The sequence below is a fragment of the Kribbella aluminosa genome (genome assembly GCF_017876295.1).
Classification (GTDB): domain Bacteria; phylum Actinomycetota; class Actinomycetes; order Propionibacteriales; family Kribbellaceae; genus Kribbella; species Kribbella aluminosa.
This window is the reverse complement of the sequence record NZ_JAGINT010000002.1, coordinates 933,802-956,808: the sequence shown is the minus strand read 5'-3', so window position 1 is coordinate 956,808 and position 23,007 is coordinate 933,802. Positions and strand designations below refer to the sequence as shown.

Sequence of the window (23,007 nt, the reverse complement as noted above, 5' to 3'; positions counted from 1 at the left end):
CCCCACACGACCCACGCAGCACCTCACATCGGCACCGCCCCACATCACCCGGCAACTCGTCGCTCATGCGCTCCCCGCGCAGGACCCCGCGTCGGGCCGGCGCCACACCGCATCGCAGTTCGTTGCTCATGTGCGCTCTCCCACACCACTCAGTTCCGGCGCGGTTCGTAGTTTGACCAGGGCTCGGGCGTTGGCGCTCTTCACTGTTCCGATCGCCACCCCGAGGGTCGCCGCGGTCTCCCGTTCGGTCAGGTCTTCGACGTACCGCAGTACGACGACCGCGCGCTCGCGGCGGCTCAGCGTGGCGAGGGCGGCCCGGACCGCGATCCGTCGGTTGACGCCGCCGCTCGGGTCGGCCTCCGCCTCCAGGAACAGGTCGAGTTCCGCCGCGTCACCGCTCGGCCGCTCCCGCCACGGACGTCGCCGTACCCACGACAGGTGCTGGTTGACCACGGCCTGCCGCACGTACCCGAACGGGTCGGCCATCTCGATCCGGTCCCACCGCAGGTACGTCTTCTCGAGCGCGGTCTGTACCAGGTCCTCCGCGAGTCCGGCGTCGCCGCAGAGCATCCGCGCGAAGTGCACCAACCGCGCGGATCTGGCCAGCACGAATGCCGTGAAGTCGTCGTCACGACTCCCCGTTGCCGCCATGCGCACTCCGTCCTGCCGTCCTCACCTCACAGGACGCTGGGCAGGAGCCAAAGGTTCTGTCTGTTCCGGGAATTGGGTGAGATGGTGCAGCGGGACGGTGTCCGCGGCCAGCCGGACCCGGTTCCGCCCGGCGGCCTTGGCGGCGTACATCGCCCGGTCGGCGCGCAGCAGCAGGTCGTCGACGGTCGCCCCGTCGTCCGGATACACCGCGACCCCGATGCTGACGGTCAGACGGAAGGTGTCCGGGTCCAGGTCCGGATCATCCAGTACGCCGGCGCACATCGCGGCCAGCGGACTGTTGGCGACCGCGTTCCGCAGCCGGTCCGCGGTCACGGTGGCCTCGTCGATCCCGGTGTCCGGCAGCGCGATCACGAACTCCTCGCCGCCGAACCGGCCGATCACGTCCTTGGCCCGGATCGCGCTCCGCAGGATGGTCGCGACCGCCCGCAGCGCCTCGTCGCCGACCAGGTGGCCGTGCCGGTCGTTCACGTGCTTGAAGTGGTCGATGTCGATCAGCAGCACGGCCATCGGCTCGTGCTGGTTCCGCGAGGTGCGCAGCATCTGCTCGGTCCGCCGGCGCCACCAGTCGACCCGGGTCAGGCTGGTCTTCGGGTCGGTCTGCGCCTCGGTCTCCAGTTGGCCGAGGAGCAGCGCGCGCTGTGCAGTCAGCGTGATCGGGATCGCGACGAACGCGAACCACGGCGTGATCAGGCAGGCCGCCGCGAGCAGGCAGCCGAGCGTGGCCGCGGTGGCGTCGGTGCACAGGTCGTCGAGCCCGCCGACGGTCTCCCGCCGGTTGCTGCCCGGGATGATCAGCGAGATCGCCAGGCCGCAGAGCAGGGTGTCGGTGACGACGTACGCGAAGGCGCCGGCGGCCATCGAGACGACCAGGCCGAGGTCGCCGCTGCCGGTCAGGTGCCGCGCGGAGACGAACACCGCGTGGGCGGCCCCGACGGCGAGGACGCACACCGCGGTCGAGAAGGCCCAGCGGTACGGAATGCATTTGCCGGCCCGGATCCGCCACCAGATCCGCAGCAGTACGACGACCAGGATCGCCAGCGCCGGGTGCAGTACGACGGCCGCGGCGATCATCCAGGCCGGGGCGAGGTCCTTGTGCAGCGCTCCGCCGCGGCGCCGGCGGCTCTCCACCCGGCGGGCGCCCTCGACCGCGATCAGCGCGGACACGGTGAGCGCGAACACGACGTCCAGCCCGCGCCAGCTCGGGCGCTCGGTGAACGCGTGTACGCCGTACCCGATCGCGCCGAGGTCTACGAGCACGACCAGCAGGAACGCCGGGACCGTCAGGGTCCAGAGCGCCCAGGACCGGATCGCCTGCCTACTCTGTGCAACCATCACCTCACACGGTACGACGGCTGGGCGCTCAGGCCCAATCGCTGTCGGCGCGGCTGTGGATGACGAGTTGAGAACGATCGCCGGCACGTCGAGATTCAGTCGTTTGATCAACAACCGACCGCAGATTTTCCCTTGCAGGGCAGGGAAAGGGTCAGCGTTTGCGGGCTGCGCCGAAGAGGCCTCGGACGATCTCGCGACCGGCGGTGCGGGCGAACTGTTTGAAGGCGGTCGAGCCGATCACCTGTTCGACCATCGACTTCTCCTGCTTCTGGGCGCGCGGCCGCGGCGCCTCCTCCTGCTTGGCCTGCTCCCGCTGCTCGGCCTCGGCCTGCGCCGCGCCTGCCTGGACCTTCGCCGCGAGGATCTCGTACGCCGACTCGCGGTCGACGCTCTCGGAGTACTTCGCGTTGTTCGGCGAGGCCTGCACCGCGGCCGTCAGCTGCTCCGCCGTCGCCGGCGCCATCAGCGACTGCGGCGCCCGCAGCCGGGTCCACGCGACCGGCGTCGGTGCACCGGACTCGTTCATGACGGTCACGATCGCCTCGCCGATCCCGAGCTGGGTGAGCACCTCGCCCAGGTCGTACGACGAACTCGGGAACGTCGACACGGTCGCCTTCAGCGCCTTCGCGTCGTTCGGCGTGTGCGCCCGGAGCTGGTGCTGTACCCGGGAGCCGAGCTGCGCCAGCACCGCGTCCGGCACGTCCTTCGGGGTCTGGGTCACGAAGAACACACCGACGCCCTTCGACCGGATCAGCCGGACGGTCTGCGCGATCGAGTCCAGGAACGCCTTCGAGGCGTCGTTGAACAACAGGTGCGCCTCGTCGAAGAAGAACACCAGCTTCGGCTTGTCCACGTCGCCGACCTCGGGCAGGTCGTGGAACAGGTCGGCGAGCAGCCACATCAGGAAGGTGGAGAACAGCGCCGGCCGGTCCTGCAGGTTGGGCAGCTCGAGCAGCGAGATGACGCCCTTGCCGTCGCGCTGCTGCAGCAGGTCCGCGGTGTCGAACTCCGGCTCGCCGAAGAACGCCTCGGCGCCCTGGTCGGCGAACCCGATCAACGCCCGCAGGATGACGCCCGCGGTGGCCGCGGACAGCCCGCCGAGATCCTTCAGGTCCGCCTTGCCCTCGTCCGAGGTGAGGTGCTGGATGACCGACCGCAGGTCCTTCAGGTCGAGCAGTGTCAGGCCGGCCTTGTCGGCGTAGTGGAAGATCAGCCCGAGCGAGGATTCCTGTACGTCGTTCAGCCCGAGCACCTTGGACAGCAGCACCGGCCCGAACGACGTGATCGTTGCCCGGATCGGGATGCCGGTCCCCTGCCCGCCGAGCGCGTAGAACTCGGTCGGGAAGCCGGTCGCAGTCCACTCCTGGCCGATCGCCTTGGTCCGGGCCAGCAGCTTGTCGCCGCCGGTCCCCGGCTGCGAGATGCCGGACAGGTCGCCCTTCACGTCGGCCGCGAACACGGCGACGCCGGCCGCCGACAGCTGCTCGGCCATCAGCTGCAGGGTCTTCGTCTTGCCGGTACCGGTGGCACCCGCGACCAGGCCGTGCCGGTTCATCATCCCCAGCGGAATCCGGACGACCGCCTCCGGTTTCGGCTCGCCGTCGACCAGCAGCGAACCCAGCTCGAGGGCCGCTCCCTCGAACGCGTATCCCTGCTTGACGGTGTCGACGACGTCGGCTTTCTCGGCCATCTCAGCGTGCCTTCCCCGGTTGACGGAAATAACCCGCTCGAATGCTAGGGCATACCCGGCGTCCTCCGATGTCAGCGCGGGACGCCGTACTCCTCCAAAAGGTTGAAAAACGGCTGTGGACTGTTCCGGTGACATTCATGACCTCCTCGCGGGACCTGATCCCCGGCTAGACTCCGGGGGGTGATCTTCAAGCGCGTCGGGGACGATCGGCCGTACCCGGACCATGGGCTGCGGCCCAAGGACTGGTCCGCTCTGCCACCACGGCAGGTACGGCTGGACGAACTCGTCACGACCAAGGGCACTTTGGACCTGACCGCACTGCTGGACGAGGACTCGACTTTCTACGGCGACCTGTTCGCGCACGTCGTGGAGTGGAAGGGCGACATGTATCTCGAGGACGGTCTGCACCGCGCGCTGCGTGCCGCGCTGCAGCAGCGTCAGGTCCTGCACGCACGGGTACTGGTAGTGGACTGACCTATGGCTGCCGCTCACGGGGGGTGGAGCAGATGACAGCGATCCATCCGCAACCGAGACCGCACTCGCGGATCCGGTGGCGTACGCCGATCACCATGGTGATCCTGCTCGGAATACTGGCCGGTGGCGGCTGGTGGGGCTGGAAGTCGCTGATGAGCTCCAGCGCCGGCCCGACCTGCACCGAGCAGAAGCTCACCAACAACCGGCTGCTGCCCACGCAAGTGGTGCTGAACGTCTACAACGGCGGCGCTCGCGCGGGCTCGGCCGGCCGGGTGTCGGACGCGCTGAAGAAGCGCGGGTTCAGCGTCAGCAAGGTGTCCAACGAGCCCAAGGGCAACAAGGTCGACGTGGTGGCGCTGCGCGGCACTGCGGCCAACGCGCCCGAGATGCTGCTGGTCGCGGGTCAGCTGAACCAGAAGGCCCAGATGATCGCCGACGGACGCACCGACCACAGCGTCGACCTGGTGATCGGCGCCGGCTTCGGCTCGGTGAAGATCAAAGGCATCCCGTCGGTCGCGGTCAAGGCCGGTACGACGGTCTGCCTCCCGGTCGTCCACACCCCACAGCCGATCCCCTCGGGGCAGAACCCGAATTAGGTGCAATACCGTTCAGTTAGTGTGGCATCACGGCGTAGTTCGGTGGTTGTTGTGGTTGCGGCCAGTTGATGTGGTGGGCGCGTTTGACGTGCCATTTGACGTATTTGCGTTTGATGACGCGGGGCGCGGAGCGTCGTCGTCGGGTGGGGTTGAGCCGGCGGATTAGGCGGCGCAGGAAGTCCGGCCAGCCGGGGCTGTCGCGGCCGTGCTGGTCAGGGGGAAAATGCGCCCGGGTGGGCGAGGGTCTGGCGGGTGATCCTGAGCGCGGCAACGAAACTGACCCGGTCCGGATCGTGCCCGGCATGGGTTGCGGCCTCGGCCATCAGGGAGCGGATCGCGTAGTGACAGCACAGGTGGCCCCAGATCTCTTGGAGGACCAGGTCGGGCGACTTGCTGCGCAGCACGGTGCGTGGTCCGCGCTGATGGGTCTTCAGTTCATCGAAGGTCAGCTCGATCTCCCACCGCTGGGCATACGCCGCGGCGAGATCGGTCGCACTCACCTCGTCGGGGTCGGTCAAGGTGGTGAAGAGCCTGTAGGCGGTGGGGTTGTCCCGGCCGTCATCGATGGTGTAATCGATGACCCGGACCAGCATCGGCTCCTCGCGCCGCGCCGCGGCCGTGTGCGACTGACGCAGGTGGGCCAGCCAGGAGCCGTCGGGAAGATCCTCAACGTGGATCGGCTTGGGCCCGGACTTATCGGTGCGGATCCGCCACAACAGGTCGGCGCCGGCCGCGATCGCCTTGCGCCACAAGGCGTAGGAGAAGAAGCCGCGGTCGGCGGTCAGCACCATCCCCGGCACCAGCCTGTCCAGGAGCCGTTCGGCCAAAGCGGCCTCGGACTCGGGGTAGGTGCCGATCTCGGCTGCGAAGACCGCGTGGGTGCCGCACTCGGCCAACGCGACCACCCGGGCCTGAGGGAACGCCGCCCGCTCGCCCTTGTCGACCCCCGGACGGCCGAAGTGCTCGTGATTGGCGCGCGTGTCAGCGACGTCCAGACACATCCCGTCGATCGCGACCAGACGCCGCCCGGCCAGCCACACCCCCGGCGTCGTGTCCGTCCCGACCGGTCTGGCGACCCGCTCGAAAAGCGCCGCCAACGGCTCAGCACCCAACCGCGCCCGGGCCTGGAAGATCGCGGACTTGCTCGGCGGGCTAAAGGTCTCGGTCCAGCCCGATACCCACGACAGCCCATCGGTCAACTGCGCGAGCACGTCCTCGTAGGAACCCTCGGAATACAGCGCCATCCCGATCGAGAAATAGGCCATCACCCGCGCAGGCAGCGAACGATGCCGCTGCTCGGTCCGGCCGACCTCGGCGATCACCTCATCGACCAGCGCCGGCGGGAACACCCGCGTCAGCACACCGACAGAGACCAGATCCGACAGACGCCGCCCGGTCTCCGGCTTCTTCCATCCACCACGTGGCATGCCCCCAAACTACACCACTGTGATCTTAACTGAACGGTATTGGAATTAGGTGGTGCCGAGTGCCCCGCAGTAGGCGGGGAATTACCAGACACCACCTAATGCTGTTCGCGGCCGCGCTCGCCGAACCAGCCGGCCAGGCGGCCGGCCCGGGAGACGGCGCGGAGCCGGCGTACGGCCTGCTCGCGAACCGGGCTGGGGGTGACGATCAGCAGTGAGTCTCCGGCCCGGAGCACGGTACGGCGGTCCGGGACGAACGCCTGGTCGACGCGGATCACCAGCGAGACCGACACGCCCGGCGGGAGCCGCAGCTCGCCGATCTCGACGCCGGCGAGCCGCGACTCGCTCGGGACGTGTACCTGCAGCATGTCCGCGCCGAGCGACTCCAGCGGCGCCACGTCGATGTCCACCTCGTGCGCGGCGTTCTCGTCGAGGACGTTCAACCGCTTCGCCAGCCACGGCAGCGACGGCCCCTGCAGCAGCGTGAAGACCAGCACGAGTACGAAGACGACGTCGAAGATCCGCGCCGCCTGCGGCACGCCCTCGGACAACGGGATGGTGGCCAGCACGATCGGTACGGCGCCCCGCAGCCCCGCCCACGAGATGAACGTCCGCTCCGCCCACGGCAACCGGAACGGCGCCGCGGAGATCGCCACCGACGCGAACCGCCCGACGACCGTCACCGCGATCCCGATCACCAGCGCGACGAGTAGGTCGTTCCACCCGAAGGCCCCTGGCGACGCCAGCAGCCCGAGCATCACGAACAGCCCGATCTGCGCCAGCCAGGCGATCCCGTCGACGAACGACCGGGTCGCCATCCGGTGCGGCAACTCCGCGCGTCCGAGCACCAGCGACGTCACGTAGACAGCCGCGAATCCGGACACGTGCAGCAGGACGGAGCCCCCGGCGTACGAGATGAACGCCACCGCGAGCACCGCGAGCGGATAGAGCCCGGCCGACCCGAGCGCCATCCGCCGGATCAGGCGGACGCTCACCCAGCCGATCAGGAACCCGAAGAGCGCTCCCACGACCAGCTCGTACAGGACGAGGCCGGCGAACCAGAGCAGGCCCTTCTCACCGACCTCGCCGGTGCTGACGAGTGTGACCAGCAACACGGTCGGGGCGTCGTTCAGACCGGACTCCGCCTCCAGCGCACCGCGTAGCCGCGGCCGGACCGGCACCCGGCGGAGGACCGAGAACACGGCCGCCGCGTCCGTCGGCGACGTCACCGCCCCGAGCAGCACGGACAGCTGCCAGCTCAGCCCGAGGACGAAGTGCGCCACACAGGCGACCACGCCGACACTGACTGCGACCCCGACCGTCGCCAGCACCAGCCCGAGCGGCATCACCGGCCGTACTTCGTTCCATCGGGTGGTCAGGCCGCCCTCGGTGAGGATCACGACCAGCGCCGCGAACCCGAGCGCGTGCGCGAGCTGCGCGTTCTCGAAATGGATGTGCCCAGGCCCCGACTCGCCGAGCACCAGCCCCATGCCGAGGTAGATCAGCAGCGACGGGAGCCCGAGCCGCGCGGACAGCCGGACCGCGACCACGGCCACCAGCAGGACAGCAGCGCTCCCGAGAAGGATCCGGTCGAGCTCAGCTACGTCCATGGGGGCCTCTCGTCGAGCGTCGGGTCCCGAGTCAGGTCCAGAGAGACGAAAACCCTGACGCATCACACAGCATCAGGGTCTCCGGCTAACTACCGCCCCGAAGGGCGGTTTGGCGGTGGCGGAGGGATTTGAACCCTCGGACGGGGGTTGCCCGTCACGCGCTTTCGAGGCGCGCTCCTTCGGCCGCTCGGACACGCCACCGCCGAGGACAATATCAAGGTCTGTGGCCGATGAAGAAATCGCGGAGCCGGGCACCGGCCACGTCGGCCATCACACCGCCCACCACCTCGGGGCGGTGGTTCAGCCGCCGGTCCCGTACGACGTCCCACAACGACCCGACCGCGCCCGCCTTCTCGTCGTACGCGGCGAAGACCAGCCGCTCCAGCCGGGACAGCACGATCGCCCCGGCGCACATCGTGCACGGCTCCAGCGTCACGATCAGCGTGCAGCCGGTCAGCCGCCACTCCCCGACGTGCCGGGCCGCCTCCCGGATCGCCAGTACCTCGGCATGCGCCGTCGGGTCGCCGGTCGCCTCGCGCTCGTTGTGCCCGCGCCCGATGATCTCGCCGTCCTCGGTCACCACCAGCGCACCGATCGGTACGTCGGGCAGCGCCCGCTCGCCCTCCTCGAGCGCGAGCCCCATCAACCGCGACCACTCGCGCCGCAGCAGTGGGCTAGCCAACGGCCTCGACCGCGTCGTGGAACTGGTCCCCGAACCCGAGCGCCTCGGCGATCTCCTCGAGCATCTCCTCCGGGTAGAGGTCGACGTCGTCGCAGAGCGCGCCGAGGTCCATCGCGGTCATCCCGAGGTCGGCGATGATCGCCAGGTCACCGGCCGGCACCTGCTCGTCGTCGTCGTCGGCCAGCGGGATGTCCAGCTCGTCCACGATCTGCCGGGCCAGCGGCCACTCGGTCGCCGCGGTGACGTCGGAGATCAGCAGCCGGGCACGCCCGGCCTGGACCCGGACCAGGACGAAGAAGTCCTCGTCGACCGACACCAGCCCGAGCACCCCCGCGTCACCCGGGAACCGGCGGAGCGCGGAGACCAGCGTGGCCAGGTCGAGCTCACCTCGCAGTACCAGCGGGGTGACGGTCCAATGCCCGTCCTCGGTGTAGGCAGCGACCGCGAAATCCAGGTCCGTAGCCGTATCTGACACCCGCTCATCGTCGCAGAGTCCGGCGGCCTGTGGGAGGTTCCGGATCCCCAGGCCATCACAATTGCGTCTCTTCCGCCCACTCCCGCGCGCGCCGGCCCGCCCGGCCCGATTGTGATGGCCTGGCGGTCCGCCCTCCCGGTCAATGGTGGTACGTCGCCCACAGCATCGCCTCACGCAGTTGCCGAGCCCGGGCGCGCCGGGGTGCGATCCGGTCGCGCAGCGCCCGCGCCTCGTCCCGCTCCCGGAGGAACGCCGCGCGGCGCCGCAGACGGTCGAGCTGCTCGGGCGTCTTCTCGGTCATGGGGCCTCCCGGCCTGGACTGAGGAGCGGAGGGAGCGCAGCGACCGGAGCGACGAGGGAAGGCCGGGAGCAACAGCCCCATGACCCGGCGCGACGGAGTCGTGGCATGTGTACTGCCATCGGGCACACTCCCTGGCGGGCGAACAGGGCAGAATCCAATGCGGTTTCCAGTGTGACAGCGGGCGCGCTTCCCCGCTCCGAATCGCCGACGGTACCGTTCGGCCTTATGCAGATCCTCGTCGTGGACCACCCGCTCGTCGCCCACAAGCTCACCGCGCTGCGCGACGAACAGACGGACTCACCCACGTTCCGCCGGCTGACCGAGGAACTCGTCACGCTGCTCGCCTACGAGGCGACCCGGGACGTGCGTACCGGTCCGGTCACCGTCCGCACCCCGGTCGCGGAGGCGCAGGGCGTGAAGCTCGCCGCCCCGAAGCCGCTCGTGGTGCCGATCCTGCGCGCCGGTCTCGGCATGCTCGAGGGCATGACCCGGCTGCTGCCGACCGCCGAGGTCGGCTTCCTCGGCATGGTGCGCAACGAGGAGACGCTGACCGCGTCGACGTACGCCGAGCGCCTCCCCGAGGACCTGTCCGGCCGCCAGTGCTACGTCCTGGACCCGATGCTCGCCACCGGCGGCACCCTCGCCGCGGCCATCCAGTTCCTCGTCGACCGCGGCGCCGACCACATCACCGCCATCTGCCTGCTCGCCGCCCCCGAAGGCGTCGAACGCGTGGAGCGGGAGCTGACCCACCTCGACGTACCCTGCAACCTCGTCATCGCCGGCATGGACTCCCACCTGAACGAAAAGGGCTACATCGTCCCCGGCCTCGGCGACGCCGGCGACCGCCTGTACGGCGTCGCCCAGTAACTCACTCGAATGTTGTGGGTATGTCGCCCGACTCGAGCGAGACGAGTTGGGCGGGGGTTGGGGTGGTCAGTTCGGAGAGGCGGTGGGCCTGGCGTTCGGTCATGGTCTGGAAGATCTGGCGGGCCGAGCGGCCGTTGCCGAAGGCTTCGCCGCGGGGCATTCGCTCGAAGAGGTCGGAGAGGGCGCTCCGGGCGTCGGTGGTGACCTCGTACTGGTGGCCGCGGGCCTGGTGTTCGACGATCGCGACGAGCTCGGCCGCGGTGTAGTCCTCGAACCTCAGGGTGCGGGTGAAGCGGGACGACAGGCCGGGGTTGGAGCCGATGAAGCGGCCCATGTCGTTCACGTAGCCGGCGACGATCACCACCAGGTCGTCGCGGTGGTCCTCCATCAGTTTCACCAGCGTGGCAATGGCTTCCGCGCCGAAGTCGTTGCCGATGCCAACGGGTGACAGCGAGTACGCCTCGTCGATGAACAGCACCCCGCCGAGCGCCTGGTTCACCGCTGCGGTCGTCTTCGGCCCGGTGTGACCGACGTACTCGCCGACCAGCGCCGTCCGGTCGACCTCGACCAGATGGCCCTTCCGGAGCAGCCCGAGCGCCTTCAGCACCCGCCCGTACAGCCGGGCGACGGTCGTCTTGCCGGTGCCGGGATTGCCCGCGAACACCAGGTGCCGCGACAACGGCGGCGCCGGCAGCCCGGCCTCCTGCCGCATCCGGACCGTCTGCATGAGCTTCACCATCGACTGGACGTCGCGCTTCACCCGGTCCAGGCCGATCTGCTCGTCCAGCTCCGCGAGCACGTCCTCCAGCGTCTCGTCGTCCGGCGGCATGCTCTCGGCAAGGCCCGCGGTCACCACGACCTCAGGGACACCCACGGCAGCGACCGCCGGCGTCGCAGGAGCCAGCGGTACGCCGTCCACCGTGCAGTCCTCGAACGTCGGATGCGCGCCGTCCTCCTGCCCCACCGCGTCCACGCAGTCCCGGATCCGCAGATGCTGGAACACCGGCGCCGCCGCCTTGCCCAGATGCAGCGCCGGGTACTTCGTCCCGTTCACGTCGCAGTCGGCGTACGTCCCGGCCGCGTTCTCCGCGAGATAGATCCCGTTCTTCGCCACTCCCGAGACCCTCAGCCCCCGGACGGCGGGCGACGCCGACGCCCACACCACGAGCCCGGACCCGCCGCAGTCCTCGATCGCAGACCCGGAGACCTCGGCCGCGGCTCCCGTACCGACGACGATCCCGGCCGCCTTCGACCCGCTGACCCGGACGGCGTCCACCGTCGCCAGCCCCGCGCCCGCCAGCTCGATCGCGGTGCCGACCGTCCCGCTCACCGACGACGCGCGGAACCCGGTCGCCGCACTCGACTCCAGATGTACGCCGGTACCGCCGCCGCTGACCCGGCAGTCCACGGCCTCCACGGTCGCCCCGTCGACGACCGACAAGCCGGTCATCCCGACGTCGGTGACACCGCACCGGGTCAGCTCGACCCGCGACGACGCGGTCGCGTGCAGGCCGTGCTCGGCTCCCTCGCGCACCGCGCAGTCCGTCAGCCGCACCACCGCCGTACCGGTCAGGTGGACGGCGCTGTACACCGACCGGTCGAACCGGCTGCCGGTCAGCGTCGCGGTCGCGGAATCCGAAGCCAGCAAGGCGTTCGCGCCTGCGTCCGCGACCGCGCAGTCGGCCGCCACCAGGTCGGACTGGTCCTGCGCGACCAGACCGCTCGCCCGCGCGTTCCGCACGCGGCAGTCCGTCAGCTGCACCTTCGCCGTACCGGCCGCGTGAATCCCCGGCCCGCCGGCGTGCTCGATCCGTACGTCGGTGAGCGCCGCCGTCGACGCGTCCTCCAGCAGTACGCCGGCCATCCCGGTCTGCCGGACCACGCCGTCGGTGGCCTCCAGCCGACTCGCCCCGCGGAGCCGGAACCCGTACCCGGAGGTCGCGGTCAACCGCAGCCGGGACGCGTCCAGGAACGCGTTGCCGGACAGCACCACGCCGATCCCGTCGATCGTGTCGATCACCGAGTCCTCGACCTTCGCGCGGACCCGGCCGGACAGGTGCAGCGCCGCCAGCCGGCCCTTCTCGATCCGCGATCCACGCAGCATCAGCGTGGTCACGCCGTACCCGGTCAGATCCGAGGAGCCCGCCGCGCTTTCGTTGCCCCGGGCATGGATCCTGCCACCGGTCACCGTGCAGTCGTCGAGCAGCAACCCGGCACCGGGCGCCACGCCAACGGCCGGGGCGTCACCGCCCGCGGACCGGATCACCAGCCCGCGCAGCGAACACTCCAGTCCCTCGGCGACCACCGCCGGCTCCCCGGGTACGCCGACCAGCTCGACGGTGCCTTCGGCAACGATCGCGATCGAGCGATCCAGCCGGAGCGCCTCGGCGTACGAGCCGGAGCTCACCACGATCACGTCACCGGGCGCGGCGGCCCGCAGCGCGTCGGTGATCCGGCGGTAGCCGCCCCGGCCGCGCGGGGTCACGTAGCGGTTCGTCACGGGGCTCCTTCGACCGGAGGAAGTTTCAGCGGAACTTGATACCACGACGGGTCGATCGAGGCCCGGATCGCCGGGGTCAGGAACGTCCCGCCGATGCCCTTCTCGAACAGCCGCAGCGGCATCGTCAGTACGATCTCGCCGAGTCCGCTCTTCTGGTAGAACCGGCCGATCGCGAAGTTGCCGCCGATCAGCTTCGCCAGGCCGAGGCTGTTGCCGATCGCGTACCCGGTCAGCACCGCGATGCCGCCCTCGCCGACCGCCTCCCAGCCGGACAGCTTGACGGTCTTGCCGTCGGCGTTCGGGACGCCGAAGATCGCCGCGTTCATGGTGCCGTTCACGAAGCCGGTGATCGGCAGCAGCATCATGTTCAGGCTGTAGTCGAAGAGGCCGCCGCGCCAGCGGATCGGGCTGGTGTTGCCGGCCCACTCCACACCCCAGGTGGCGTCGTTGTTGTTCGGCCGCTTGGTGACGAACTTGCCGCCGTCGACGTTGCCCATGCTCTGCTTCAGGTTCCGCAGCGAGCCGCCGAGCTTCGTCTCGGTGAGCGCCGCGCCGGCGACCGACTTCAGCGTCGCGCCGACGGCCGCGTTCATCAGCGCCTTCAACGCGTCGTTCCCGGTGAACGGCTTGTTCTGCGCGTCCGCGACGATCCCCGCGATCATCAGGCTGGCCGCGTAGTCCAGGAAGAACTCGGTACCGACCTGCAGCAGCACCTTCTGGGTGAGCAGCCGCGAGAACGGCGCGTAGTTCGCCTCCCGGAACCCGTTCCCGCCCGGCGTCAGCGTCTTGTCGGCCAGCGTCCAGTCGGACTGCATCAGCCACGGCTGCCGTTGCGCGTCCCCGATCCGGGTGTTCCAGCCGCGGTACTCCGTCATCGCACCGCGGAAGTCGAACTCGTTGCCGGTCAGCGTCAGCCGCCCGTCCCGCAGCTCGAACACCAGCCCGTTGTCGGACCGCTCCCCGATGACGTTGCCGTGCTCGTCGTACAGCTTCCACTGCCCGTGGATCTTGTCGGTCTCGAGGTAGTTGTCGCCGGACTTCACCCGCTCCCGGACGACCTTGTCGACGTCGAACTCCTTCCACTGCCGCAGATCCGTCCGCCCGTTGTCCAGCGTGTACTCGCGGACCCGGACCGGCCGCCCGTCGCCGATGTGTGTCGGCGTCTCGCGGACGAGCTGCGGCGGAACCTGCCCGTTCTGCGGCAGGCTGTCACGGAAGTGCTGCGAGCCGGCGGTCCAGTTCTGCTGCCAGGTACCGTCCGCGGCGCGCCACTGCCGGTCCAGCCGGGGCGTTCCGGCCACCTCTGCGCCGGTCTTGTCGAACTCCGCGACCTTCCACTGGTTGCCGTCCTGCCACGCCTCGATGAAGCGCCGTTCGTCGAGCATGTGCCGGTCCCGGACCAGGTTGCCGCCGTGGAAGTCCCGGAACGAGTTGTCCCAGCTGATCCGCTCGTCCGTCGAGCCCTTGAAGTGGAACCGGTCGCCCTGCCGGCCAGGGATCGGTACTCCGTTGTGGTCGAGCTCCTGCCACCGCCAGTGCGCGGAGTCGGCGGCTCCGTTCGCGACGACGTACCGGTGGTTCCCGCCGACCGGCGCCGGGGTCTGGTGGGAGCTGCCGACGAGGTTGCCGTGGGCGTCCCGCTGCACCCAGATGTTGCGGTCGGCCGGGCGCGGGTACTCGCGGACCACACCGCCCGGACCGCTCTCCCGGACCACGGTCCAGCCCTGCAGCCCGTCGACCTCCGCGACGTCCTGCCAGCCGTTGTTGTCGTCGAACACCCGCCAGCCGTTCAGGTCCCCCGCGGTCCACGGGGTGGTCGAGTTCGGGTGCGCGGTGCCCGGCGCGGTGGCCTGGTCGCCGACCTTCAGCTCGGTCCCGTCGTGCAGCTTGCCCTTCGAGCGGACGAACTCGCCGTTCAGGTTCACGTCGACGACCGACTCGTCGGTACCGACGTACCGGATGCCGCGTTCGCCGGCGATGCCGTCGCCGGAGGTGTTCCAGCGGAAGATCTGGAACCGGTCGTCGCCGGAGATGTGCGCGACGCTGCCGGTTGTCGGCGGGTTGTCGAGGAAGTTCTTCCGGACCCACACCGGCGGCCGCTGGTCGCCCTGCCGGACCGTCTTCAGCAGCGCCCCGCTGTCCAGCAGCTCGCCCTTGCCGACCGACTTCAGCTGCGGCGACTGGACCTCGAACTCACCCGACCGGATCGGGTGACCGTCGCCGGCCGTGAGCCTGAACTCCTGGTACTGCCGGGCCGGGTCCGGACCGTGCCAGGTGCCCCATTTCTGCTGCGCGACCCGGGTGACCTCGTTGCCGTTCTCCATCACCTTGACGGTGTCGGTCCAGCCCTCGCCGATCGCCTCCAGCGTCCGGTTGCCCTCCGCGATGTGTACGCCGTCCGCGTCGTAGCGGTGCCAGGTCCAGTTCCGGCCGTCCTTGATCGCCAGCACGTGGCCGGTGATCTCCTTGTCGGCCTTGCCCAGCGGGGTCGGCTGCTCGGCGATCGGGTTCGCGTACTTCTGCAGCCCTTGCTGGTAGTCGCGTACCGCGTTCCCGTGGTGGTCGTAGTCGCGCCACGCCGAGCCGCCGGTGCTGACGTGCCGCTTGCCCCAGTCGGTCAGCGCACCGTTGGCGTCGTACGTCGCCCAGGTCGTGCGGCGGTCGAAGTACCCGTAGCCGAGGGTGTCGGTCTTGCGGAAGCTGTCCAGGATCGTGCCGTCCGGCAGCCAGCGACGTTCGAAGACCTCGACCTGTTTGGCCGTCGAGCCCTGCAGGCGGATCCGGCCGTTGCCGAGGCCGGCGATGTCGACCGTGCCGTGCTGGAAGTTCCCGGTGCCGTCGAGGTTCGCGGAGTCCACCCGCCGCCAGGTGTTGTCGGTGCGGTTCACGACGTACGTGAACTCGGTCGGACGGCCGTTGCGGACCACCGGGAAGCCCTGTTCGGTCAGGTGTCCCTCGCGGGAGAAGGCGTGGAACTCGCCGTTCCGTGGGCTGCCCGGGACGTTGACCTCCAGCCGTACTCCGCCGTGCTGGTCGATCGTGATCCGGTGCGGGGTCGGCACCGCGACGCCGTTGCGATCGGTCCAGGTGACCACGCCGTTCTGGTCGCGGGTGACCCGCGTACCGCCGACGCCGAGCCCGTGGCCGTCGAGGTCGGTCACCTCCCGCAGTACGCCGCCCTGCAGGTCGAAGACGTCGTGGCCGCCCGCCCGGGTGACCGTGATCTCGCCGGCCGCCGCGTTGACCGTGGCGGTACGGCCCTGGATCGGCTGGTAGTTGACGTCCAGGGGGTGCGCGGTGTTGCCGGCGATCTCCAGGAAGCCGGTCTCGCCGGGCAGGTTGACCGGGTGGCCGTGCGCCTGGACCGCGCCGTTGCCGTCGTACACGTGATAGTTGCCGCCGTCAACGACCCGGTAGCCGCCTTGGACGTGCTCGACGGTCCGGCCGGCGCCGGCTGGGTCGTGCAGCGTGAGGTGGCCGTTGACGTCGTGGATCACGATCTGCTGGGCGTTCGGGCCGCCGAGCGGGATCCGCCGGTCGAGGTAGTTCCCGGCGTCGTCGAAGGTACGGGCGATCCCGTTCGCCTCGGTGATCCGGAGGCCGCCCTCGAACCTGGTGATCGTGCCGGGCAGCTGGGCGCCGGCGTTGTCCACCAGTACCGGTCCGTGGCCCGGCCGGTCGTAGACGAACACGCGGCCGTTGTGCGCGGGATCCGCGACCTGGAAGCCCGAACCGCGGTGCAGACCGTCCTGGCCGTGCCACCGGACGTCGCCGGTCGCCGTGTCCGCGACCCGGAACTGCCCGTTCGGCAGCTGGTCGACTGTTGCGTGCGGCAACGATGTGCCCTGCAGGTCGACTGCCCGCCACGCACCGTTGCCGTCGACCTCGGCGAACAGGTGCGGCTGCAGCCGGAACGGGTCGTTCAGCAACGTGCCGTGGCCGAGGTGCGTGCCGTCGGCGCCGTACCGCTGCATCTGTCCGCGCGGCCCGACGATCCGGAGATCGCCGCCCTGCCCGGTGATCACCCGCTGGGGCGGGGGCGCGGTGTGCACCATGTTGACGACGACCGGTTCCTGGGTGATGCCCTGCCAGGTCTCCCGGCGGTGCGTCATCAGCCACTCGGCGCGCTGCGTCGCGCTGGCGAAGTCGACCAGCTTCTCGGGCGGGCGGCCGGCCAGGTTCGGCTTCAGGTCGGTGAACCAGGCGGCGAAGTCGTCGCGGTTCTCCGGGCGCTTGAGGACGTCGGGCAGTTGCCGGACGACCGGGCCGCGGCGGTCGCCGAGGCCGGCCAGAATGTCGGTCACCTCGGCGGTCTGGATCTTCTGCGCCGGGACCAGGTGCTTCAGGCCGTCCGGGACCGTCCGGAACTCGAAGAGCAGGGCCTTCTCGCCGCCGATCGTGGCGTTGTTGATGCCGTGGCCGGCCACCTCGCCGCCGTTCAGCAGGTACAGCCGGGTCTCCTTCCAGATCTCGGCGTCGCCGGCCGGCGGGAGGTCGCGGATCAGCTTCAGGGTGGCGAGCCGGTCAGCGTCGGACAGCGACTCCAGGACGATGTTCGGCCGGGTCCGGGGCAGCACCTTCCAGTCGTTCTTCACCGCCGGGTCGGTCAGACCGCGGTACGGCAGGCGGCCGCCGTACTCGCCGATCGGCAGGCCGTGCTTGTCCACCTGGCGGGCGGTGAAGCTGATGATCGACTTGAGGTAGGTGTACGCGCTCTTGACTCCCTCGGGGTCGTCGAGCGAGTGCATGACCGCCTGCAGGCCGTCGTCGTTGCCGAACTCGGGCTTGTACCACGGGTTGTCGTCCAGCAGCCGGAGATCCTGGGCGGCGGTGCTGCCGAAGTCCGAGGCCTTCACTCCGACGGTGATCTGCTGGCCGGTCGGCGGCATCTTCACCGAGGCCGGGCCGTCCAGGCTCATACCGTTGCCCCCGGCAAGGAGGTGGCGGTCGTTGGTGATCACCAGCTCGAAGCGGCCGTCGAGGCTGGTGACGCCCTCCATCGCGTGATGGTTCTGGGCGGTGATGCGGCCCTTGAAGACGTCCAGGAGGAACTGGGTGGCGTCGTCGCGGAGGGCGATACCGGCGTGGTCGCCGACCTTCGCCGGGTAGCTGACCAGCTCGACGGTGTGGGTCTGCCAGTTGCCGCGGTTCACGTGCTCGAGCCCGGCCGGGTTGTGGTACGAGCCGTTGCTCATGTCCTTGGTGACCATCACCAGCGGGTCGTTACTACCCGTCTCCCGGACGAACGCGAACGTCCGGTTGGCCCCCTCCGGCATCGCGACCACAAACCCACCGAGCTCACTCTCACTGCCGAACGAGGCAGACTCGAACTCCTTCCGAAACTCCGGAGCCCCCACCCGCTGCACCCGAACCGGCACGGTGTGCCCGCCCCCGGCAGACGGCCGCGGTACGACGTGCCCCGCGGCAGGTGGTGGCGGGGGCGGTACGGCGTGCCCCACGGCAGGTGGTGGCGGGGGCGGCGGAGCCGTGTGGCTGGTTGTGCCCGGGGTTGGGTGGGTCGGGGCGGGGGGTGGGGTGATCGGGGGTTGGGGGTCGGGGGTGGTGTGGCCGTTGTGGCCGCCGAGGAGGCGGGGGCGGTCTTTGAGGGACTGGGTGGTGAGGGTGTTGAGGTGGGACTGGAGGTCGGCGACCTGCAGGCCGTACTTCGTTTCGAAGGCCGTCTTGGCCGACGACAGCTCCGCCTGGGCGGTGCGCAGGTCGAGGCGTACCTGCTCGCCGACCGACAGCCCGCTCGACGGCCCGTCACCCCGGAGTCCGTGCACAGCGACGTCTTCGAGTGCGGCGTCGACCTTCGCCTGCGCCTGCTGCACCCGTCCGAAGTCCGCCATCTTCGCGTTCACGATCGCGTCGGTGTCGCCCGCGACCCGGAACACCGCCGCCTTCGCCGCCAGGTCCTGCTCCCAGGCGGCATCGAGCTGCTTGCCCTTCCCGACGCCGGCGGCCAGGTCCCACTGCGCGGGTTTCGGAAGCGCGTGGAACTGGTCTGCCGTCAGGTTCGCGAACTGCGACCCGCTCCAGGTCTTGTCGAACGTGTTCACGCCGTCCGCGGTCCCGATCACCCGGACCGAGTCCGCCTGCGGGTTCCGCAGTACCGTGATCGTCAGCTCGTCGGCGAATCCCGGCTTGCTGACGTGAATCGTCCGGGACAGCCCGTCGACACCGGTCGTACTCCGGCTCACCACGTCGCCCATGCCCTGGAACTGTCGCAGCCCCGCGTCGTCGAAGGTCGTCGCCAGCCGGTTGAACGCCGACTCCGACAACCCCACCGGCCGTACCGGGACCGTCGTACCGAACTCCGGCTTCGCGGTCCCCGGCAGCAGGTGTGCCCCCGTGTCGAGGTCGTCGACCTTGTGGAACACCCCCGCCTTCCCGGCGACGTCGCCGTTCCACGAGGATGTGAGGTTCTGCCCTTCGAGCTTGCCGTTCGCCGTGTAGTGCCAGCTGGTGCCGTCCTTGCCGTGGATCTGCACGCCGCCGGTGTCGAGCTGCCGCACGGTGAGGTGTTCCGGGACGACCTTCCCGTCCAGGCTGGTGACGTGGAACTGGCCGTCCGGCTGCTTGATCAGCACCCGGTCGTCGATCCGCGGCATCCCGTCGGCCTTGGTCAGCCGTACGCCGTGGTCCACGACGATCCCGTTGCTGTCGAACCGGGTGGTGACGCCGGACGAGGTGTCGGTGAACCGGACGTGGCCGCCTCCGAGCGGGTCCAGCCGCCCGTTCGGCCCGCCGCCGTGCAGGTTGAACTGGGTGACGCCGCCCTCGAACCGCTCCACCTTCACCACGACCCCGGGATGATCGGGCAACCCGTGCAGCGGGATCTCCGTCCTCCCCGGGGTGAAGGAGTGACCGTTGACGTTCGTGGCGGTCTGAATCGGTACGTCGGACTTCGGAACGCCGACGGGCTGGACGTGAGCCGCGGGCGGCGGGGCGACGTTCTGGATGCCGCCGACCGTCGGGGTGTCGACGTGCAGGTTGCCCTGCGTACCGACCTTGAGGCTCGCCGGACCGCCGGTGAGCAGGTCCAGCGCGGCATTCACCCGGTCCACGGTGGGCGGGCTGACCGCGTGCGTGCTGCCGTGTGCGGACGGCGTCGGCAGGTTCACGATCTCGTCGATCGACAGCCGGATGTGGTTCGCCTGGAAGCCGTGCGAGGTGCCTTCGCCGATCGTGTTCGCGAAGTGCGACGAGATCGTCGGCGGGTTGTTCCGGAGCCCGGAGCCGACCAGGTCGCTGATACTCGTCGAGCCCGGCGAGGCGATGTGCAGCGAACCGACGTTCACGTTCACCGGCTGCGCGACATGGGTGCCGTTCAGGTGCCCGATCGTGGACCCGTTCACCGGCGTCGGGATGGCGTGGTTCACACCGTTGAGCACCGGCGTACCGATCTGGCCCTCGTGCAGCCCGTTGACCAGGCCGTTGATGCCGTTGGAGCCGTTCACCGACGGGGTGCCGATGTGCGGCGACGGGATGTTGGTGAGCACGTTGACGGTGCTCGGCGTACCGGCGGTGGCCGGGATGTGGACGCCGCCGGTGGTGACCGAGGTCGGCGTGTGCACACTGACCCCGATGTTGGTGCTGCCAATGTTCTGCATCGGCGCCAGGTGCAGCTCGTCGATCGCTGTGAAGACCTGACCGCCTTTGAACCCGTCCGTGGTCGCCAGGCCGATGCTGTTGATGTGCACCGAGGGGATCCGGAGGTCCGGCTTGACCAGCTGCTGCAGGAAGCTGGTCTTCCCGACGCCGCCGGTCTCGATCGGGATCGCCCCGATACCGCGGCCGATCGCGCTCACCGTGGGCAGCCCGAAGATGTGCTGGGCGAACACGCCGCGGCCGACCAGCCCGACCTTCAGCGCCTGGGTGAACGCCTTGAAGTCGCTCATCCCGAGCGCCTTGAACGCCCGGATCTCGTCCGCCGCGACCGGCAGGATCATCCGGGTCCACTGCAGCCCGCCGAAGTGCGCGCTGACGAACTGCCCGAACTTCGAGCCGACCACGCCGTTCCACGCCGACTTGAAGCCGGTCAGGATCGCGCCCGGCCGGAACGTGGTGATCCCGGTCTTGAAGGCGGTGAACGCGTTCACCGCGAGCTTGTCGAAGTTGCCGACGAAGTTGCCGGTGGTGATCGCGAAGTTCCGGATGTTCGACACCACGAACAGCCCGGTCTCCTTGATCGCGATCGTGGCCAGCACCGGCATCGCCTTCAGCCCGGCGATCAGGCCGTTGAACAGGAAGTCCTTGCTGAACACGGTCTTGAAGGTGTTCACGATGCCCTTGACGCCGGCCCCGATGCCCTTCGCGATCCCCTTCAGGATGCTGAAGATCGGCAGCGCCTTGGTGGTCGGCGCGATCAGCCCGAGGCCGGCCAGGAACAGGTCCAGGAAGGTGGCGTCACCGTTGGCGACGTCGACGATCGTCTTGATGAACAGCGCCAGGTTGACGCCGAGCGCGAGCAACGCGATCGGGCCGCCGAAGATCAGCGCCGGGATGATCAGGATGATCGCCAGCCACTTGAACGCCTCCCAGAACGCCTCGCACGCGGAGATCGGCAGCGAGATGTCCGAGACCCCGTTGATCTTCCCCGCGTACGTCGAGGCCGCGTCCGACTGGTCCCGGCCGGCCTGCTCGGCGATGCCCTTCTGGGTGTCGCGGTCCGGGTCGTCCGCGGCCAGCCCGCGGCCGGCGGACAGCGCCGCGTCGGCCTTGCGCTGCTGTTCCTCGACCACGCCGCGCCAGTCCCGGAGCGCCTGCGCCGAGGTCTCGAACGCGTTCGCCACGTCCTCGACGTGCCCGCGTAACCGCTTGTCCACCTTGCCGCGCAGCGCGTCCGCCGTCTGGCCGACGAACACGCTGTCGTTGTTGGTGTTCATCACGGACTCGATCGCGGTGAAGATCTCCCGCGCCTTGCCGCCGAGCTTCTGCAGTACCTCGGCCAGCTGACCGATCTGGTCCGGATCGCCGGGCGTCGGGTCACCGCCGAGCCCGATGGCGTCCCAGTCGCTCGGCCGTGGCATGCGTCCCCTCCCAGCTTGATCCGGTGCCTCCGTACTGACCACGCCGGAGCACCCGCCCGGGTTCAGATCGAAATGAACCCGGAGCCGTACTGCGGCGTGGTCAGTACGAAACCAACCGACGCCGAGGAGGGGTTGTGCCGGATCGACTCAAGATGGACTACAACCTGCTCAACGACGCCAAGACGAACCTGGAAGAACTCGCGTCGAACATCAAACCGACGCTCGACGACAGCCTGTTCAGCACGCTGGCGTACGACGACGGGAGCGTCCTGGGCAGCAGCGTGATCGCGTCGGCGATCACCAGCCTGCACGACAACGCCGAAGGCACGATGACCAAGGCCGAGAAGGGCCTGAAGGAGCTCGCGAACTCGTTCGGATCGGTCGGCGAGGCGTTCCTGCAGTTCGACTCCGAGATCTCGCAGGGGATGAACGCGACCAACAGCAACCTCGCGCTGTCGAACTACTACCGGGACAAGTCGCAGTGGGACTACTACCAGGCCCACAAGGACCAGTGCACCGGACCGGTCGCGGACCAGCCGGACTTCTGCAGTGCCACGAACCCCGGCGACCACCCACCGCTCGACCAGACCATCACCACCGACCGCGGCAACGTGCACACGCATCTCGACGTCGACGACAAGGGCAACGTGACCCGCGAGGAGACCACGGTCACGTACGACGGCAAGACGTACCACTCGGTGACGACGTACGGCGACGACCGGCACCACATCATCACCGACTCCGACTACCCGGACGGCAGCACGGTGCACAACGACACCCAGCTGAAGACCGACGGCAGCGGCACGATGAAGACCACCAACAGCGACGGCACCTGGAGCGAGTTCACCCGCGGCCCGAACAAGGCGGACGGCTCGCCGGCCGAGTGGGTCGAGACGCCGGACAGCGTCGCGGCCAACACCCCGGCCCAGGACGACAGCTACGTCGCCCCGTCCGCCTGACCCGCACAGATTTCCAGCTTCGTCCAACCAGAAAGTGAGCGCAGCGATGGCGTACGACGGCATCAACCTCGACTACGGCAAGATCGTCGAGGTCACCACCCTGATGACCAACGCCCATGACCAGATCTCCCCGATGATCGAGAACCTGCGCACGCGGGTGAACACCCTGGTGGACGACGGCATGGTCTTCAAGCAGTCCAGCGAGGTCATCCGGAACACGTACAACAACTTCGACACCAGCCTGAAGGCCGCGGTCAAGGGCATCCAGGACTTCTCGGACATGTTCAACAGCATCAAGAAGAACGCCGAGGAGTTCGACCAGGGCATCAGCAACAGCCTGAACCAGGCGAAGTAGCTTCTTTGAGAGCCCACCAACCGTTTCGGAGCAGGAGA

At 69.4% G+C, this 23,007-nt stretch carries 15 protein-coding genes and 1 tRNA gene; 5 read left to right on the top strand and 11 right to left on the bottom strand.

The features are described 5' to 3' along the window. Positions 1–126: 126 nt before the first annotated feature. From JOF29_RS25990 to JOF29_RS25980, 3 genes are all read right to left on the bottom strand, one after another. Positions 127–651, bottom strand: a complete 525-nt coding sequence (locus tag JOF29_RS25990) for a SigE family RNA polymerase sigma factor (protein WP_209697070.1) — start codon at positions 649–651, stop codon at positions 127–129. A 21-nt stretch (positions 652–672) separates the two neighbouring features. Further along, a complete protein-coding gene (locus JOF29_RS25985; RefSeq protein ID WP_209697069.1) occupies positions 673–2,004 on the bottom strand; it encodes a GGDEF domain-containing protein in 1,332 nt (443 codons plus the stop codon). Between the two features lie 151 nt (positions 2,005–2,155). Beyond that, positions 2,156–3,694 carry a helicase HerA-like domain-containing protein gene (locus tag JOF29_RS25980; RefSeq protein WP_209697068.1) on the bottom strand — a complete coding sequence of 513 codons (1,539 nt, stop codon included), beginning with the start codon at positions 3,692–3,694 and terminating at the stop codon, positions 2,156–2,158. Positions 3,695–3,874: 180 nt separating this feature from the next. On the opposite strand from JOF29_RS25980, the gene JOF29_RS25975 reads away from it, so the two are divergent. Next, a complete protein-coding gene (locus JOF29_RS25975) occupies positions 3,875–4,168 on the top strand; it encodes a type II toxin-antitoxin system VapB family antitoxin (protein ID WP_209697067.1) in 294 nt (97 codons plus the stop codon). A gap of 32 nt (positions 4,169–4,200) precedes the next feature. Then, positions 4,201–4,764, top strand: coding sequence for a LytR C-terminal domain-containing protein (locus JOF29_RS25970; protein WP_209697066.1), 564 nt, complete (start codon positions 4,201–4,203; stop codon positions 4,762–4,764). 212 nt (positions 4,765–4,976) lie between these two features. Here JOF29_RS25970 and JOF29_RS25965 read toward each other — a convergent pair whose 3' ends face one another. From JOF29_RS25965 to JOF29_RS25940, 6 genes are all read right to left on the bottom strand, one after another. Next, positions 4,977–6,191, bottom strand: a complete 1,215-nt coding sequence (locus JOF29_RS25965) for an IS4 family transposase (RefSeq protein WP_209696954.1) — start codon at positions 6,189–6,191, stop codon at positions 4,977–4,979. Between the two features lie 95 nt (positions 6,192–6,286). After that, positions 6,287–7,798 (bottom strand): potassium/proton antiporter, encoded by a 1,512-nt coding sequence (locus JOF29_RS25960; RefSeq protein ID WP_209697065.1) that lies wholly within the window; start codon positions 7,796–7,798, stop codon positions 6,287–6,289. Between the two features lie 110 nt (positions 7,799–7,908). Further along, a tRNA-Ser gene (locus JOF29_RS25955) sits at positions 7,909–7,999 on the bottom strand. A 13-nt stretch (positions 8,000–8,012) separates the two neighbouring features. After that, entirely contained in the window at positions 8,013–8,441 is a 429-nt protein-coding gene (locus tag JOF29_RS25950; RefSeq protein WP_209699999.1) for a nucleoside deaminase, read from the bottom strand. 31 nt (positions 8,442–8,472) lie between these two features. Next, positions 8,473–8,955, bottom strand: a complete 483-nt coding sequence (locus JOF29_RS25945; protein ID WP_209697064.1) for a tRNA adenosine deaminase-associated protein — start codon at positions 8,953–8,955, stop codon at positions 8,473–8,475. A 139-nt stretch (positions 8,956–9,094) separates the two neighbouring features. After that, positions 9,095–9,256 (bottom strand): hypothetical protein, encoded by a 162-nt coding sequence (locus tag JOF29_RS25940; protein WP_209697063.1) that lies wholly within the window; start codon positions 9,254–9,256, stop codon positions 9,095–9,097. Positions 9,257–9,481: 225 nt separating this feature from the next. On the opposite strand from JOF29_RS25940, the gene upp reads away from it, so the two are divergent. After that, positions 9,482–10,123, top strand: coding sequence for a uracil phosphoribosyltransferase (gene upp, locus JOF29_RS25935; protein WP_209697062.1), 642 nt, complete (start codon positions 9,482–9,484; stop codon positions 10,121–10,123). 1 nt (position 10,124) lies between these two features. Here upp and JOF29_RS25930 read toward each other — a convergent pair whose 3' ends face one another. Continuing rightward, complete coding sequence (locus tag JOF29_RS25930) at positions 10,125–12,623, bottom strand: right-handed parallel beta-helix repeat-containing protein (protein ID WP_209697061.1); 2,499 nt, start codon at positions 12,621–12,623, stop codon at positions 10,125–10,127. Beyond that, positions 12,620–21,655, bottom strand: a complete 9,036-nt coding sequence (locus JOF29_RS25925) for an actin cross-linking domain-containing toxin (RefSeq protein ID WP_209697060.1) — start codon at positions 21,653–21,655, stop codon at positions 12,620–12,622. The genes JOF29_RS25930 and JOF29_RS25925 overlap by 4 nt, the downstream gene beginning before the upstream one ends. Positions 21,656–21,789: 134 nt before the next feature. Between JOF29_RS25925 and JOF29_RS25920 the strand changes: the two genes are divergently transcribed. Together JOF29_RS25920 and JOF29_RS25915 are read left to right on the top strand one after the other, a co-directional pair. Then, positions 21,790–22,614, top strand: a complete 825-nt coding sequence (locus tag JOF29_RS25920) for a hypothetical protein (RefSeq protein WP_209697059.1) — start codon at positions 21,790–21,792, stop codon at positions 22,612–22,614. 34 nt (positions 22,615–22,648) lie between these two features. Next, a complete protein-coding gene (locus JOF29_RS25915) occupies positions 22,649–22,969 on the top strand; it encodes a hypothetical protein (RefSeq protein ID WP_209697058.1) in 321 nt (106 codons plus the stop codon). Positions 22,970–23,007 lie beyond the last annotated feature (38 nt).

Coding starts and splice junctions, on each gene's coding strand:
- JOF29_RS25990 (WP_209697070.1), bottom strand. CDS start 651: ATGGCGGCAACGGGGAGTCGTGACGACGACTTCACGGCATTCGTGCTG.
- JOF29_RS25970 (WP_209697066.1), top strand. CDS start 4,201: ATGACAGCGATCCATCCGCAACCGAGACCGCACTCGCGGATCCGGTGG.
- JOF29_RS25960 (WP_209697065.1), bottom strand. CDS start 7,798: ATGGACGTAGCTGAGCTCGACCGGATCCTTCTCGGGAGCGCTGCTGTC.
- JOF29_RS25940 (WP_209697063.1), bottom strand. CDS start 9,256: ATGACCGAGAAGACGCCCGAGCAGCTCGACCGTCTGCGGCGCCGCGCG.
- JOF29_RS25985 (WP_209697069.1), bottom strand. CDS start 2,004: ATGGTTGCACAGAGTAGGCAGGCGATCCGGTCCTGGGCGCTCTGGACC.
- JOF29_RS25925 (WP_209697060.1), bottom strand. CDS start 21,655: ATGCCACGGCCGAGCGACTGGGACGCCATCGGGCTCGGCGGTGACCCG.
- JOF29_RS25980 (WP_209697068.1), bottom strand. CDS start 3,694: ATGGCCGAGAAAGCCGACGTCGTCGACACCGTCAAGCAGGGATACGCG.
- JOF29_RS25950 (WP_209699999.1), bottom strand. CDS start 8,441: ATGGGGCTCGCGCTCGAGGAGGGCGAGCGGGCGCTGCCCGACGTACCG.
- JOF29_RS25965 (WP_209696954.1), bottom strand. CDS start 6,191: ATGCCACGTGGTGGATGGAAGAAGCCGGAGACCGGGCGGCGTCTGTCG.
- upp (WP_209697062.1), top strand. CDS start 9,482: ATGCAGATCCTCGTCGTGGACCACCCGCTCGTCGCCCACAAGCTCACC.